Below are 15,431 nucleotides of genomic sequence, written 5' to 3'. Positions count from 1 at the left end.
CTTTAGCGTCAGAGATATTTTTAATATTAACTTTTTAATTATTAAGATATGAATTTAGCAATCCACTACTATCCTGTTGAAAACCTCGTCGAATATAAGCGTAATCCTCGTAAAAATGATGATGTAGTAAATAGAATGTGTGCTTCAATCAGGGAATTCGGCTTTCGTATACCAATAGTTGCAAAAAGCGATGGCACTGTGGTTGATGGTCATTTAAGACTTAAAGCAGCAAGAAAACTTGGTATGGAGAGTATTCCAGTGGTTTTAAGTGATAATCTAAATGAACCACAAACCAAAGCTTTTCGATTACTGGCAAATCAATCAGCTAATTGGGCAAAGTGGGATGATGAGCTTTTAAAAGTGGAAATTCAAGAATTAGAAAATCTGCAGTTTGATCTTAAAATGACAGGATTTGAATTGGAAAAAGTTCAAAATTTTCTTGATGATTTAGATAGAGAAGAAGAAGATTTTTCTGACTTGGTTGGTGATGAAAAAAGGGTAGAAATAACAAAACCAGGTGATTTATGGATTTTAGGTGATCATCGAATCTATTGTGGTGATAGCTCTGTAGTTGAATCATATAAAGCGCTGTTAGATGATAAAATGGCAGACATTACGGTTTGTGATCCTCCGTATAACGTTGATTATGGTAATAGTCAAGATAAAAAGATATTAAATGATAATCAAGGTGAAAAGTATGAGCTTTTTCTCTATGACATCTGTTCCCACATTTTAGCATATACGAAAGGTGCAATTTACATCTGCATATCATCATCAGAGTTTTCAACGTTGCAAAAAGCATTTGAGGAGGCAGGAGGAAAATGGTCAACATTTATCATTTGGGCAAAGAATCATTTTACACTAGGCAGATCTGATTATCAGAGGCAATATGAAGCAATGCTCTATGGATGGAAAAGCGGCAATAAACGTGAGTGGCATGGAGGTAGAAATCAAAGTGATCTATGGTTTTATGATAAGCCAACACATAACTCACTACATCCAACGATGAAGCCAGTAGAATTAATGGAAAGAGCAATAGTTAATAGCAGTAGACCAGGAGATATAGTACTTGATCCATTTAGTGGTTCTGGTAGCACACTAATTGCATGTGAAAGAACAGGAAGAATTTGTAGGACAATAGAGTTAGATTCAAAATTTGTAGATGTAACCATAAAACGTTGGCAAATATACACAGGTAGGAAGGCAATTTTAGTTGGTACTGGAAAGACTTTTGCACAAATTCAAGAAGAAAAACAGCAATAAAGGGGCAAAAAAAGTTGTAAGTTAAAAATGTGATATAAAAGAGATAAGAGGGAAAGATAGCCCTACTCACTATAGGAATAGAGCTATCACGGGCGTGTGCGACCGAAAAAAAGTTGGTATTACAACCGTTTCCATCAAGGTACACTAGCCCTATCCCTCGATACGTTTGAATAGTTGTGTGGGACAGATATATGCACCCGTTTACAATCTTAAATTAATAAAACTATCGAGGTTATAATGGTTAGATCTTATCAAAATTTTATTGGTATTGACATCGGAAAATTCAAGAATGTTGTTGCAGTTCACAAGCAGAAGAATGCTGTTGAATTTGACAATAATACTTCTGTGCGACCCGAAGTTGCGATTTTGTGATGGTTAGATTCCATCTTCCCTAGACATCAGGGATAATGTATGTCTCACATTTTAAAGAATGGCAACCTTTAGGATGCAAGCATGAGATAAAAGCAGGTAATGCTAAACCTTATAGCAAACTCCTGCAAACAGAGTTAGATATGGTTACGAGAGAAACTTATGATTGAATTGTCGTTATATTGAATATGCGAAATTAAGGTTGTTTTACGCATAGACCAAAATGGTATGAAGCATACGAGGAATTAAAGTTAGATGTCTTTGATTATAGATGTTCTCAGCTTCCGGTAAAAAGTAAGAACCTAAGTCTAACACGAAACAAAATCGTGAAACGGGATAACCATATAGGTGCTCTTATATTCATTTGAATGTAAGTAGGCAGCCAGCCATAAGCACTTACATTGGAGGGATTGTCCAAGAAGCTAATGCCCAAAGTAATATTTGGGATATGCAGACGTGGACACTATAATTTGGAAGGTAAAGTGGTGAATAGTAGTAAATATGTTATAGACCAACAATTTGTTAGGTATGAATGGAATACAATTCCTTGGCGTAAAGTTGAGAAATTTGTATTTAAGCTACAAAAGCGAATTTACCAAGCTGCAATATGTAATGATAAGAAGAAGGTACATAAACTTCAAAGATTATTACTCAATTCAATAAGTGCAAAACTACTTGCTGTCAGAAAAGTAACTCAAGATAACAGAGGGAAGAAAACTGCAGGTATTGATGGAAAAGCAAATCTTAATCATAAAGAAAGATTGCAATTAGCATATTCTTTAAATGTTAGAGAAAAAGCGAAACCATCAAAACGTGTTTGGATTCCAAAACCTGGAAAACCAATAGAATATCGCCCTCTTGGTATACTTACTATCTCAGATAGGGCAAAAGAAACACTTATGAAAATGGCACTAGAGCCAGAGTGGGAGGTAGGATTTGAACCGAACATGTATGGTTTTAGACCTGGTAGGTCATGTCATGATGCTATTGAAGCCATATTTAATTCACTGAATTGGAAAACAGCGTACTGTTTAGATGCTGATATTTCTGGATGTTTTGATAATATTAATCAAAATGCTCTGTTGGAAAAACTTAACACTACACCAACCTTTAGAAGAATTATAAAAGGATGGTTAAGAGCTGGAGTAATGGAAAACAGAAAATTTGAATCCACAAAACGTGGTACAATTCAAGGAGGGACGATCTCACCGTTACTTGCTTGTGTTGCATTAAATGGATTAGAACAATATATCAAAGAAACGTTATGGAGTGAACTTCTTCAATATAGGAAGATGAAATGTGGTGTTGCAAGCAGTAGAGAAGCAAAAAGCTCATTAAGTGTAATTTTCTACGCAGATGACTTTATCATCATACATGAGAGTAAGGAAATCATTCTGAAGGCAAAAATGATAGTTGAAGAATGGCTCAAAACCATTGGACTAGAATTGAAACCTTCAAAAACAAAGATTTCTCATACTCAAAATGGAGAAAAGCCAGGATTTAATTTTCTTGGTTTCTCAATAAGGCATTACTCTACGAAAAATAATAAGAGGGGTTATAAATTATTAGTCAAACCAAGTCGTGAATCCAGAAAACAGCATACACTCACTATAAAACATAAGATTAGAGGATTAAGAGGATCAACACAAGAAACAGTAATAAGACAGCTTAACCCAATTACTAGAGGGTGGAGCAAATATTATTCTTCGGTTGTGTCAAACAAGACCTTTAGGTTTATTGACAGTGTAATGTTTAGAAACATCTGGAAGTGGGCAGTCTACAGGCACCCAACCAAAGGAAAATACTGGATTAAAAATAAATACTTTAAAAAGTATAAAAACGATAATTGGCGATTTATGACAAATAACAAAGTTCTTCTTATTAAGCACGGAGATCATGCTATTAAAAGGCATGTCAAAGTGAAAGGAACCAAGTCTCCATATGATGGCGATTGGGTTTATTGGGGTAATCGTTTAAGGAAGATACCAGATAAACTACCAAGAGTAATAAAATTGTTGAAGTTACAACAAGGTAAATGTGGTCATTGTCAACTTTGGTTTAAAAATGATGATATCTTAGAAACACATCATATTGACCGAAACAGACGTAATAATATGAAAAAGAATTTATCCTTGTTACATGGACATTGTCACGATGAATTACATAGAAAGTGTGCATGACAAGCACCAAATTATAGAGGAGCCGTATGAGGCGAAAGTCTCACGTACGGTTCTGAAGTCGAGTGGGGAGAGGCGACTTTTCCCACTTAGATAACTTTATGAAATTTTCTGAAAATAGTAAGGTAAATATTGCAAGGGTATTGGAAGGTACAAAAAATTTAGGATTAACCACAGGAGAGGTAAAATTAGGAGGTGATGTTATAGAAATAGGAGATAGTAAGGTTGAAGTTAGAAGTGAAAAAGAAGGTGAGAGGAATTACGTTGATGTGTCTGACAATAGTGCTTTTGAGATAACATTTCCTACAAGTATTGGTAGCCTAAAAATTGTAGTATACCATAATGCGGAAAATGACAGTCAAGTAGAGGTCAGAGTAGCAGATAAAGAAATGTGGTCTGAACTACAAAAGAAAGGGGAAAATATAGGAAAAGGGTGTTTTTTTGGAGGAATGACGGTCACAGAAGCGGTAGAAAAAGGAAGTTTCCCTAGGAGTGGTAAGTGGAGTAAAGAAAAGGTAAAAGAAGAAATAAAGGCGATTAGTAATAATGAAGCATTATCATGGGTTGATAGGGTGTGTGGAGGTAGTAAAGAAACCTCTCGAAAGCTTTAAACAATCGGAAACTTTTCCTCAATAAAGTTAAGCTATAGCAAAAAATTTTCTAGCAGGGTATATATGTTTATTTCCGTAAAAATAGTGAACAATAATACAAAGAACATTAGCCCTGCAAGATACAAAATAGCGCAGAATGTAAGAAGCTGGAGGTTAAAACAAAAATATGCTCTGAAAGACTTAGTAGATAAGACAGGGATAAAATATCATACATTGCTAAGGTATGAGCAAGGAGCATGTGGCATTCCAATTGAAAAGTTAAAAGTGATAGCAGAGGGATTATCAATCCATGTTAGAAATCTATTTCCTAGGCGAAAAGCGCTAAGAGAAAGTGGTTGTTTTGACGAAAGTAAGATCGAATGGATGTATAATTTATAGCAAAAACAAGAGGACGCAAGGCAATTTATGCATTAACTAAATCTATTGGAGCTGAAGAGGAAAATAATGTAAAAGCTGCAAGAATAAAAATAGCAAAAAATATTTTAAAGGCAGGGTTTACTAATGATATAATTTACCGAGCAGTAGGTTTATCAACTGAAGAATATTCTGATAAAGAGAGTATACATTATACAAGCCAAAACGGAGGACAAGAGATAAAAAAGTGGAGAATAATAAGAGGATATACGCAGGAAGAGTTAGCAAAAAAGCTTAATGTGGGACCCTCGCAGATACATCATTATGAACAGGGGAGTGTGACAATTTTAAGTGAAAGGCTATGGGAAATAGCAGAAAAATTATCGGTGAATGCTGAAGATTTGATAAGGGAAAAAGATTGTTATGAGGATGATGAAGGAGAAAAAGAGCTATTAAGCTTGGCAAGAGAGTTAAAAAAAATTAACAATCAAGAATCACGAGATGAACTGGACATATGGGTAGAATTTTTATCGCAAAGAAAGCAAGTTTACAAAGAAAAGATTTACAAAGCAGAGGCAATAAAAGTTGCGAATAATCTACGTATGTTGGACGTTTCTATTGATGCTATTTCTAAAATAACAGATTTATCTATTGAGGAGCTTGAAAATTATGCTTTCAAAACTTAATCTGGGTTAAAAACAGCAGTAGTTTACTGACTCATAAATAATATATTAAAATATTAGAGAGAATAGTTATATATTTAATATATCTATACAGAATTTCTCTATCACTTTCTGATTATCCTCTATCATTTCATTTGCCTCTTGCTGAAGAGATTTGATATTTTTTGATGTAATATTATCCATGTCAGCTGATGCTATTTTCAATTGTGATTGTATACGTATATATTTATCAGCTATAACTTGATCAAGTTGGTAATTTACTGCATCTAAACTTGAGGCAAACATTACGTTCAACAGCGGTTTTATCCAACCTATCTTTCCAAATTTCCTCGAGTTAGAATACCTTATACTTCTATCTGTTCTTCCAGTACCTATCGATAACAGTACAATATCATCATTTGGAAATAACCTCTTACCACTTGCATATGCACAAGCCGCTGGATTATTCGCAAATACCCCGCCATCCACTAATACTCTGTCTATCTGATCAATTTTTAGATGTTTTGGTATGAAATAAGTAGGTGCAGCCGTTGCAGCTCTGAGTGCATCTTTTAGCCTGATAAAATTTCTGTCTTCTCTCCAGCTCTTAAAAAAGAAAGGATAGTTGTTGTTAATATCATAACTTGTTATCAGTACCTTACTTAATGTATTTTTTAGAATATCCTCTCCAAAATATTTATCCAGTACAAATTCAATATTTTTATGTGGGTATTGTGTACAGTTAAACCAAGATAATATTGATCGCCTGAAGAATGAAGATTTAAAAATATATGACCCGTATTCTTGGTAAAATTCAACTAAATCATTGGCTGAGTATTGGGGATTTCCTTGTTCATCTTTCCTGCATAACCCTGCTACAACAATCCCACCAGTTGAAGTACCAGCCATAAGATCAAAAATCTGGGAAATTGTCTTCCTTGCTCTCTTTTCTATTTCTGCTAATATTATGGCTGGTATGATGCCTCTTATGCCTCCGCCGTCAATTGAAAGGATGTATTTAGTCATGAGTAGATATTTATTAGTTTTATTAACTTGCTTGCTTCTATCAGGATTTTCTAGTTGTCCAAAAACTACAGTATGTTTTACTCCTGGAGAAAATTGCACCAACCTAATAATTGATTCCGTGGATCATGCTAAAAAATCCGTGTTGGTTCAGGCATACCAATTTACCTCAAAGCCTATTGCTGAGTCCTTGGTTCAAGCTAAAAAGCGTGGAGTTGATATTAAGGTTATTCTAGATGAATCACAAACTAGTTCAAAACATAGTGTAATTAACGAATTATTTGAGCACAAAATTCCGATAGGCTTTGTTGCATAGCTAGTGTTGGTTGAGGTTATTGTAAGAAGAAAAGCTTTTTAATATATGGCTACTAACGCATTTTGTTGTAAAATAGGCATTTTTCAAACAAGTACAACTTATGCCACAAAAAATGAGAGTAAGTAACCAAAGAGAATATAACGAGTTTCTCAAAAAAAGAGGAAATGTTTTTCATTTTGTTAATCAAGCCATAGAAAATTGGTATGAAAATAGTCCAAAAGTTGCAGGTGGCAATAACACTTATAGTGATAAAGTTGTAATTTTAATACACATAATAGTTCATCTTTTTAGAATTGGCTTGAGACAAGCTGTAGGTTTTGTAAAAGGTTATATGGTACAAATAGGCAAAAAACTTAAGATTATCAGCTATACACAAGCTTCCAGAAGATTTAAAAAGCTTAATTTGAAGATTGATGACCATAGAAGCAATAAAGATGATCTGGAAAATGTTGAAATTGCCGTAGATAGCACTAGAGTTAGTATCTACAATAATAACGGTGGGCATAGTAAGCTTAATATTCGAAAAAGGAAATACAGTGGTTATGGTCAAGTAAGAAAATTACATGTTGTTTTAAACATAAATGATAAGAAAGCAATAAGCATGAACTACACTAGTGGTGTTGCTGTAGACTATTTGCCGGTCTGCGATATGTTAGAAGAAGTCAGTGATAAATATAACATTTGTTCTATTCGAGCAGATGCGGCTTATGATATAAAAAGTGTGTATAAAGAATGCAGAAAATACAATATTGTGCCTATTATTCGCCCTAGGAAGGATACTAAAATTTGTTTAGCTGACTACTTATCAGAAAGAAACAAGTATATTAGTAGAATTAGGTCATATGAGAATTATGAAGATGGTATTAATGAATGGAAGAAAAAAGTTAAGTATGGAGCACGGTCTTATATTGAAGTCTTTTTCTATAGGTTGAAGCAAATATTTGGGTTTGGCTTGAAAAATAAATCAGAGGTAAATCGTGAAAAAGAGCTGTTAATTAAGTGCTACTTATTGAACAAATTTACTGATATAGGTATGGCTAAATTTAAATTAGCTGCGTAAATTCACTGTGATTTACATGCCTATCAGTGCTATGCAACAAAGCCATTCCGATATGGATTGACTTTAAACCCGCTATTGCTCATAGCAAGGTAATTATTATTGATGAGCAAAAAATCATAACCGGATCATTTAACTTTTCAGATGCCGCTCAGCAAAGAAATGCTGAAAACCTACTGATCATAACAGGAGATTCTCCACTAGTTGAACAATACGTCAAAAATTGGAAAAATCGCCAATCGCAGTCTAAGCATTATACACCAGACTTTAAGTTATCTTTGAATTCATCTAATTCCTCAGAAAGATTTTTCACCCTTTCCTCAAGTACTAACACTTTTTCCATTAAACCATATTCAATAAGTTTATCGTGAAATTGTACCCTTGAGTCTAGCTTGGATAACCACCATATGAATCCTACAGTCTGTAGAACTATTGTTATTATTACCGCTATTGGGATTTTTTGCTTTTTCATGTGAAAGTATTAATCTATTATGGATAGTTTGAGGATTTATATAGAGATCATAGAAAACTTACAGCTTTAGTGATTACTTTTTGTTGATTCGTATTGATCCTCTGCTTTAGCAAGTAGCTTTATGATTTTATCGTAATGTTTGTTATTTTTATTGTGTCGCGATTCCACTACAGCCATATTTCTAGGTCTTCTTCCGTCTTGGGCTGTAGCTGTAGGATTTGCTCCTTTACTTAGTAAAAACTCAACGATTTCCAAATGTCCCTTATCTGCTGCATGGTGCAAAGCTGTCCATCCCATATACCCACCTGTAGCATTTATATTTGCTTTTTCTTTCACTAAAAACTCAACAATTCTTAGACACCCAGAATCAGATGCATGATGTAATGCTGTTAACTTATTAATCTGTACGCTAGTATCTAACAAATTTTCTACTGAGAATTTAACAATCTCTAAGTTACAATTTTCAGATGCAACTTGTAATATTGTTTTATAATTATCTGTAGCTTTTGCTTTCATATAGTAATAAGTAATAATAACACATACTACTGTTACTATAAACCACCAAAAATGTAGCTTATTTCTTGAGTCTCTATTCATATTCAATACCTTTTTCAATATTAAACATTTGTTTTACTGATTTTTCTTTAACGTTGATGCTGATAACACAGTGCGATAACCTGAACTATCTAACACATGTTCTGCTCTGTCGATTACCCATTCACCATCTATGTCTTGATGAAATCCTAACAAGCTAAGTTTTGCCTCTGCAAATAGTTCTGGATTACCAGGCATAGTGACATCCAATACTGCATTATTTCGCTTTAATTGTTTTAACTTAGCATTTGCTGCACTTAATGCTGATTCTACATTAGAGTAAAGCGTTTGTATAGTATAACTTGGACTACCAGAACCAGCTATTTCTGATATAGTTTCACCTTTTTCATAGCTATGCCATTTTGCAATTACTGAGTTGTACCTACTCACGGTAAAGTGAACCTTCCAATTTATTGTGTCTTGAGGTCTAATAGCTGTTGTTCCTAAAGCTTTTCCAGTTGCCGACTTTGCTTTGCTTTTGGGAATAAAAAGTATGTATCCGCCAGCTAACTTTGCCATTGCCTCGCGTTCTATTGCTATTTTTGTTAGTAAACTTATATCACTTTCTTCTGTTTGGTTAATATGTGGAATCAACACATTTTCAAATTCTTCTGCAACTCTGCACCCATATCCGTGCTTTTCTGCTATTTCCTTAACCAAGCTACCTAGAGTAATTTGATGCCATTCTTTAGATGCTTTCTCCTTTAATGATAGTCTTAAATTTGTTGCATGAGCTTTGATTAGTAGAGTCTTAGGTGGACTTTGTATTGTAACTTCGTTGACTGTATATATGCCCATTGGTAAGACTCCAGTTTCTCTGTAACCTAGAGCGATATTTAATTCATTCGGAACATCTGTGTTTTCATCCCTATAATCAACATGTACTTCAACTACATCATCTATAGTTCCAGATTCATCTGTAAGGCGCAATGATATAACTCTATCTTTAATTGATTCACATTTATCTATTATAAAATCTGGCTGCATTTATTCCCACACCTTTAATTTTGACTTTTGTACTGGTTTCTGAATAACAGGAAGCTTTATCTTTAATCCTGCCGGTAAAAAGCTTCCGTATTCTGCCAAACCTAAGTTCTCTGCTAGTACTAATTCCACTACTCCATTCGTAAATCCGTAATGTTTCCAGCAAATCAGATCTAACATTTCACTTTCTTTACTCACATAATATGTAGTCATCTGTAGCTCTTCAAACTCAAACTAAATTCAACTTTTCTCGGTAGTCCATTAGGTAAAAAATATATCTGCTTTTCTTCTAATCTAGTAATTACGAATTGTCCTAAAATATTACCTAGACTATCTACTAAAACATGCGGTTTTTCAGCTTCTTTCATATTCTTTAATTGATTTACTCTATTGAGAATATTAAGGTAAATAACTCCTTCTATATCTACATTTTCCACTCCTCGACCAATATTTTGTAGTGACGGCATTTTATCGATACATTCAATTACACTCCAACGATTTTCTTTACTATACTTCAAACTTATCGGAGTAAATTTATATGGACCAAGAGATAACACAAATAAAAAATTTTAAAAAACATAGTTGATCAATAAAAGTTATCTAAGTGAAGAAGGTTGCCCCTCCTCACTCGACTTCAAAACCGTACGTGAAACTTTCGCTTCATACGGCTTCTCTCTAGCTTGGCGCTTTTCATGCATACTTCTGTGTAAACTATCGTGACAATGTCCATGTAGCATAGATAAGTTTGTGATTGTATTATTTTGCTTATTATGGTCCTTATGATGTATTTCTAAGATATCACCATTCTTAAACCAAAGTTGACAACAATCACACTTACCTTGTTGCATCTTCAGAAGTTTTATTGTTTGTGGTGATTTATCAAGTATTTTACTCATACGCTTTCCCCAATAAGTCCAGTCTCCATCATATGGAGATTTGGCTCCAATCACTTTGACATGTCGTTTAATGTCATGATCTCCGTGTTTAATAAGACGCATTCCGTTACTTGTCATATATCGCCATTTATCGTTACCATACTTCTTGAAGTATTTTCTTTTGATCCAACATCTTCCTTTGTTTGGGTGTTTAAACATTGCCCATTTCCAAAGTTTTCTAAACATTGTATTATCCATTGCACCAAAGGCTTTAGATGATACCACCGAAGCGTAGTATTGACACCATCCTCGAATAATTGGATTAAGGTGACTTATTACTGCTTCTTGTGATTCACCACGCATTTTCTTTAGCTTACTTTTAATGACTAATGAGTGTTGTTCTATAGAGTTACGACTTGGTTTGATGATAGACTTGTATGACATCTTATTGTGTTTTGTTGGATATTGCCGTATTGTAAAACCAAGAAAATTGAAACCTGGTTTTATTTCTTTCAGGAATTTTTGAGTATGAGAAATTCTTGTTTTTGAAGGGTTCAACTCCAATCCAATAGTTTTTAACCATTCTTCAATCAGAGTTTTTGCTTTCAAAACAATTTCCTCACTTTCATGAAGTACTACAAAATCATCTGCATAAGTGATTACGCTGAGTGATCTTTTCGCATTTTCCCTACATGTTCTGCCAGGTTTCGTTTTCCTGTAGCTAATTAGCTCCTCTGCCATTATTTCTTTCAGATAATTTTCTAACCCATGTAAAGCAATACATGCCAGTAATGGAGAAATTGTCCCTCCTTGGATTGTACCGCTTCTAGATGGTTGAAATATCCTATTTTCCATCACACCTGCTTTCAACCATCCTTTTACTATCCTCCTTAAAGTTGGTGTGGTATTGAGTTTTTCTAACAGTATATGATGATTTATATTATCGAAACACCCAGAAATATCAGCATCTAAAACAAATACTGTTTTCTTGATGAGTGCTTGAAATATAGCTTCAATGGCATCATGACATGATCTACCAGGTCTAAAACCATAAATGTTGGGCTCAAACTTTGCTTCCCATTCTGGTTCTAGCATCATCTTAACAAGTGTTTGTTTTGCTCGATCTGTTATTGTTGGTATCCCTAATGGACGTTTTTCACTTTTTCCAAGCTTTGGAATCCAAATGCGCCTTGATGGCTTTGCTCTCTCCCTTATATCTAAGGATTTTGCCAATTGCAATCTTTCTTTTTGATTAAGGTTAGCTTTTCCATCAATACCTGCAGTTCTTTTTCCTCTATTGTCCTGAGTTACCTTTCTCACAGCGATCATCCTAGCACTTGTCGATTTTTGTAATAATCTCTGAAGGTCATGCATCTTTTTGATATCATTACATTTAGAAGCTCGGTAAATTCGTTTTTGTAGCTTAAATGAAGACTTTTCTAGCTTGCGCCAAGGAACTTCATTCCATTCATACCTAACTTTTTGTTGGCTCATAACATATTCACTACTATTCATAACTTTACCCTCCAAGTTACAGTGTCCACGTCTGCGTATCCTAAGCATTACTTTAGGCATTAGCTTTTTAGACAATCCTTCCAACATAGAAGCTTGCAGTTGGCTACTTGCTTATTACAAAGTATAATAAGAGCTTCTATGTGGTTACTCCGTTCCATGAAACCGTTTCGCGTCAGATTTAGGTTCTTATTTTTTGCCGGGAGATCGGAAACATCTTGATTAAACGAACCGATTCTAATCATCCTTATTCTCCATACCTTTTGGTCTATGTGTACCAACCTTATTTCACATATTCACAGTAACGACAATTCAAACATAAGTTTCTTTCGTAACCTTACCTGACTCTTCTTGGGAGAATTTATTATAAGGTTTAACATTACTCCCTTTTAGCCCATGCTCGCACCTTAGGTGTTTGCCAATTTCCTAAAATGTGGACTACAATTTCAGCCAGATGTTATGGCGGATGGAATTTAACCATCACAATTTCATGACTTCCGGGTCACACCAAATCAACTATGTCAGTACTCACACAATCAGGCAGAGCAGCTATTGCTGCGAGCATAAGAGAGCAACCGATACATCTTGCTTGGGGAAAAGGTGATTCAAGCTCTGGAAGTAGCCATCAGGTCGAAAAAGTTTTTGTTGAGGGTGAAATAGCTCTAGATCACCACACTATTAAAGATGTAAGGGTTTTTACAGGACAAACAACTTATCAGCCAAGTATAGATTATATAGTTGATAGCAGTAGTGGCGTAATAAAACGTACGGAAAATAGCTCTATCAGGGCAAATAGTGCAGTTACTGTAGAATATAGTGAAAGCACACCACCAGAGCTGATAACTTCTGAAAAACTGCTCAATGAGCTTGGCAGACGTACTGCGAACGAAGTGCTCTTCTGCACAGGTGATGAGAATGGAGAGCTTTTGACCCCTTCTGGAAGGTTTAGGCCCTCAAATGTACCAACTAATAATCTCTATCTTAAATTTACTTTCGATTTCACGGACGCAGCAAATCAAGTTATACGGGAATTAGGGGTTATGGTTGGTACTAAAATAAAAGAAGGATTACCTGAAGGACAGAGATATTTTGAACCAAAAGACGTGGAAAATCCTGGAATTTTGTTAGTTTTAGAACATACAGTACCACTTATTAGAACTGCAGCAACTCGGGAAACTTTTTCATTTGTTGTAACTTTTTGAATTTTTCTAGCATAAAATGACTTTAAACGCCTATTATAACCGCTTTAATCCTGACAAAGAGTACGAAAAAAGTTTGTTCCTTGCAGGAAGAGGTCTACAGTCTGCAGAATTAAATGAGACTCAGGAGTATGCTCTTTCTAAGCTTAAAGGCATAGGTGATGCAATATTTCGTGATGGTGATGTTATAACGGGAAGCAATTGTATTATAGATGCAAAAACTGGTAAAGCTACACTTGAGGGAGGAAAAATCTATCTGCGCGGTGCAGTTAGAAAAGTTGAAAAAGAAGAATTTGTTATTCCACTGAGTACCACAGTTCGCATAGGTGTTTATTATGTAGAATCTACGATTACAGAACTTGAGGATGAAAACCTTCGTGATCCTGCTATTGGTACAAGAAACTATCAGGAAGTAGGAGCTGCAAGGCTTAAAGTTTCCACCATTTGGGGTTATCAAGCAGAAGGTCTTTCTCCACAGTTCTCTGAAGGAGAATTTTACCCAATTTACAATATTGAAAATGGAGTATTGATAGAACATTCACCGCCACCACAAGCAAACATAGTAACTACAGCTCTTGCTCGTTATGACAAAGAAGCAAATGGTTCCTACGTCGTAAATGGTCTTGAAGTAATGTTCCTGCAAAAGGAAGAGGGAGAAGGAGGAAAAAAAATATTTGTGATTAATGAGGGCAAAGCTCATGTTGATGGCTATGAGATTGAACTTCCTCACAGTATTCGTGTTTCTTTTGATGAAGATCCGGATATAAAATCAGTTGAATCAGAACCACATACTTTTCAGCCAAATAGCCAAGGAGTAATGGAACTTAAAGTTAATGATTTTCCAATAAGTGAAATTAAAAAAGTAGATATAACTGTTCAAAAAACCATTACCATTACTCATGGTTCATATTCTGGAGCTATTGATCCTATACCTGATTCTGCAGTACTTGAGATTATTCAAGTTAAACAAGGTAATGTTATTTATGAAATTAGTATAGACTATAAGTTAAATGCAGGAAACGTTGATTGGTCATTACCCGGGAAAGAACCAGCTCCTGGAAGTAGTTATCAAATAACTTACCGCTGTCGCACTCATGTAAGCCCTGAAGATATAAGTGAGCAGGGGTGTAAAGTAAAAGGAGCAGTTGATAACAGCTTGGTTTTGATAGATTATACCTGGAAAATGCCCCGCTTTGATTTAATTACTATCGATAGCAAAGGGGTGGTAAGGAGAATAAAAGGAATTTCCCATTCTTGGCGACCACCGATGCCTAAAGCGCCCTCTGGACAACTTTTGCTCTGCTACATTCATCAGACGTGGAAAAACGGAGAAAAAGAAGGGGTAAAAATAGTGAATAATGCTATTCATGCTGTACCGATGAATGAGCTTGAAGCAATGAAAAAAGGAATAAATGATCTTTATGCGCTGGTTGCACAGGAACGTCTACGCAATGATGCAAATTCAAGAGAACCTACCACCAAAAAAGGAGTATTTGTTGATTCGTTTTTTGACGATGATATGCGTGATCAAGGAATTTTGCAGACTGCAGCGATAGTAAATAGGGAGCTAGTTCTGCCAATAGATGTAGAAGTTGCAGATATTGAAAAAGGTGGGGAAAGATATCTTTTGCCATATGAACTTGAACCGGTACTGGAGCAGCTTTTACAGACTAAAGGAGAAAAGATTAATCCATATCAAGCTTTTGATCCAGTCCCGGCACAAATTACTCTAAATAAAAACATTGACCACTGGACCGAGGTTACCACTAATTGGAAAAGTCCAGTAACAAGAGTATTTAATGTTAAAGAAACAACAGAGCTGCTGTCAAGTACTTCATACGAAGCTGAATTTATGAGAGAAGCAGTACAGAATTTTGAAATTGAAGGTTTTGAGCCAAATGAAAAACTTAAAGAAGTAAAATTTGATGGCATTTCTATTACACCTATGGCATAGAGGAAAAAA

Annotated in this window: 17 protein-coding genes and 2 pseudogenes; 12 read left to right on the top strand and 7 right to left on the bottom strand. The window is 34.9% G+C overall.

The window, feature by feature from the left end:
• Positions 1–48 precede the first annotated feature (48 nt).
• The 7 genes and pseudogenes from ONG75_RS02245 (at position 49) to wmk (ending at position 5,460) form a co-directional block, all read left to right on the top strand.
• A complete protein-coding gene (locus ONG75_RS02245; protein ID WP_264375662.1) occupies positions 49–1,263 on the top strand; it encodes a DNA modification methylase in 1,215 nt (404 codons plus the stop codon).
• A gap of 237 nt (positions 1,264–1,500) precedes the next feature.
• A pseudogene (locus ONG75_RS02240) lies at positions 1,501–1,608 on the top strand (IS110 family transposase); the annotation flags it as partial.
• Between the two features lie 62 nt (positions 1,609–1,670).
• Positions 1,671–1,802, top strand: a complete 132-nt coding sequence (locus tag ONG75_RS02235) for a hypothetical protein (protein ID WP_255521118.1) — start codon at positions 1,671–1,673, stop codon at positions 1,800–1,802.
• 255 nt (positions 1,803–2,057) lie between these two features.
• Entirely contained in the window at positions 2,058–3,812 is a 1,755-nt protein-coding gene (locus tag ONG75_RS02230; RefSeq protein ID WP_214303292.1) for a reverse transcriptase domain-containing protein, read from the top strand.
• Positions 3,813–3,874: 62 nt separating this feature from the next.
• A complete protein-coding gene (locus tag ONG75_RS02225; protein WP_264375661.1) occupies positions 3,875–4,420 on the top strand; it encodes a hypothetical protein in 546 nt (181 codons plus the stop codon).
• A gap of 84 nt (positions 4,421–4,504) precedes the next feature.
• Positions 4,505–4,798: a helix-turn-helix domain-containing protein gene (locus ONG75_RS02220; protein ID WP_264375660.1), complete on the top strand. Its 294-nt coding sequence runs from the start codon at positions 4,505–4,507 to the stop codon at positions 4,796–4,798.
• Positions 4,795–5,460, top strand: coding sequence for a WO male-killing family protein Wmk (gene wmk, locus ONG75_RS07725; RefSeq protein ID WP_319606833.1), 666 nt, complete (start codon positions 4,795–4,797; stop codon positions 5,458–5,460). Before ONG75_RS02220 ends, wmk begins: the two co-directional genes overlap by 4 nt.
• Before the next feature lie 66 nt (positions 5,461–5,526).
• Here the strand turns inward: wmk and ONG75_RS02210 are convergent, their stop codons facing one another.
• Positions 5,527–6,462 carry a patatin-like phospholipase family protein gene (locus tag ONG75_RS02210; protein WP_264375659.1) on the bottom strand — a complete coding sequence of 312 codons (936 nt, stop codon included), beginning with the start codon at positions 6,460–6,462 and terminating at the stop codon, positions 5,527–5,529.
• On the opposite strand from ONG75_RS02210, the gene ONG75_RS02205 reads away from it, so the two are divergent.
• The 3 genes and pseudogenes from ONG75_RS02205 to ONG75_RS02195 all read left to right on the top strand — a co-directional run.
• Positions 6,461–6,775: a phospholipase D-like domain-containing protein gene (locus ONG75_RS02205; protein WP_405197630.1), complete on the top strand. Its 315-nt coding sequence runs from the start codon at positions 6,461–6,463 to the stop codon at positions 6,773–6,775. The genes ONG75_RS02210 and ONG75_RS02205 overlap by 2 nt on opposite strands.
• Positions 6,776–6,875: 100 nt before the next feature.
• Complete coding sequence (locus tag ONG75_RS02200) at positions 6,876–7,835, top strand: IS5 family transposase (RefSeq protein ID WP_264375556.1); 960 nt, start codon at positions 6,876–6,878, stop codon at positions 7,833–7,835.
• A gap of 38 nt (positions 7,836–7,873) precedes the next feature.
• A pseudogene (locus ONG75_RS02195) lies at positions 7,874–8,095 on the top strand (phospholipase D-like domain-containing protein); the annotation flags it as partial.
• On the opposite strand, the gene ONG75_RS02190 reads toward ONG75_RS02195, so the two are convergent.
• The 6 genes from ONG75_RS02190 to ltrA all read right to left on the bottom strand — a co-directional run bounded on the left by ONG75_RS02190 (position 8,086) and on the right by ltrA (position 12,332).
• Positions 8,086–8,304: a hypothetical protein gene (locus ONG75_RS02190; protein WP_264375658.1), complete on the bottom strand. Its 219-nt coding sequence runs from the start codon at positions 8,302–8,304 to the stop codon at positions 8,086–8,088. The pseudogene ONG75_RS02195 and the gene ONG75_RS02190 sit on opposite strands and share 10 nt — an antisense overlap.
• Before the next feature lie 66 nt (positions 8,305–8,370).
• A complete protein-coding gene (locus ONG75_RS02185) occupies positions 8,371–8,901 on the bottom strand; it encodes an ankyrin repeat domain-containing protein (RefSeq protein WP_264375657.1) in 531 nt (176 codons plus the stop codon).
• A gap of 33 nt (positions 8,902–8,934) precedes the next feature.
• Positions 8,935–9,885: a contractile injection system protein, VgrG/Pvc8 family gene (locus ONG75_RS02180; RefSeq protein ID WP_264375656.1), complete on the bottom strand. Its 951-nt coding sequence runs from the start codon at positions 9,883–9,885 to the stop codon at positions 8,935–8,937.
• Positions 9,886–10,095, bottom strand: a complete 210-nt coding sequence (locus ONG75_RS02175) for a tail protein X (protein ID WP_264375655.1) — start codon at positions 10,093–10,095, stop codon at positions 9,886–9,888.
• Entirely contained in the window at positions 10,092–10,439 is a 348-nt protein-coding gene (locus ONG75_RS02170; protein ID WP_319606828.1) for a phage tail protein, read from the bottom strand. Before ONG75_RS02170 ends, ONG75_RS02175 begins: the two co-directional genes overlap by 4 nt.
• A 39-nt stretch (positions 10,440–10,478) precedes the next feature.
• Positions 10,479–12,332, bottom strand: coding sequence for a group II intron reverse transcriptase/maturase (gene ltrA, locus ONG75_RS02165; protein WP_264375516.1), 1,854 nt, complete (start codon positions 12,330–12,332; stop codon positions 10,479–10,481).
• 455 nt (positions 12,333–12,787) lie between these two features.
• Between ltrA and ONG75_RS02160 the strand changes: the two genes are divergently transcribed.
• Together ONG75_RS02160 and ONG75_RS02155 are read left to right on the top strand one after the other, a co-directional pair.
• Positions 12,788–13,471, top strand: coding sequence for a hypothetical protein (locus ONG75_RS02160; protein WP_264375653.1), 684 nt, complete (start codon positions 12,788–12,790; stop codon positions 13,469–13,471).
• Positions 13,472–13,487: 16 nt separating this feature from the next.
• Positions 13,488–15,422 carry a DUF4815 domain-containing protein gene (locus ONG75_RS02155; RefSeq protein WP_264375652.1) on the top strand — a complete coding sequence of 645 codons (1,935 nt, stop codon included), beginning with the start codon at positions 13,488–13,490 and terminating at the stop codon, positions 15,420–15,422.
• Positions 15,423–15,431: the final 9 nt, after the last annotated feature.

Origin of the sequence: Wolbachia endosymbiont (group B) of Sphaerophoria taeniata (assembly GCF_947179355.1) — a bacterium.
GTDB lineage: Bacteria > Pseudomonadota > Alphaproteobacteria > Rickettsiales > Anaplasmataceae > Wolbachia.
This window is presented reverse-complemented; position numbering and strand designations above follow the sequence as displayed.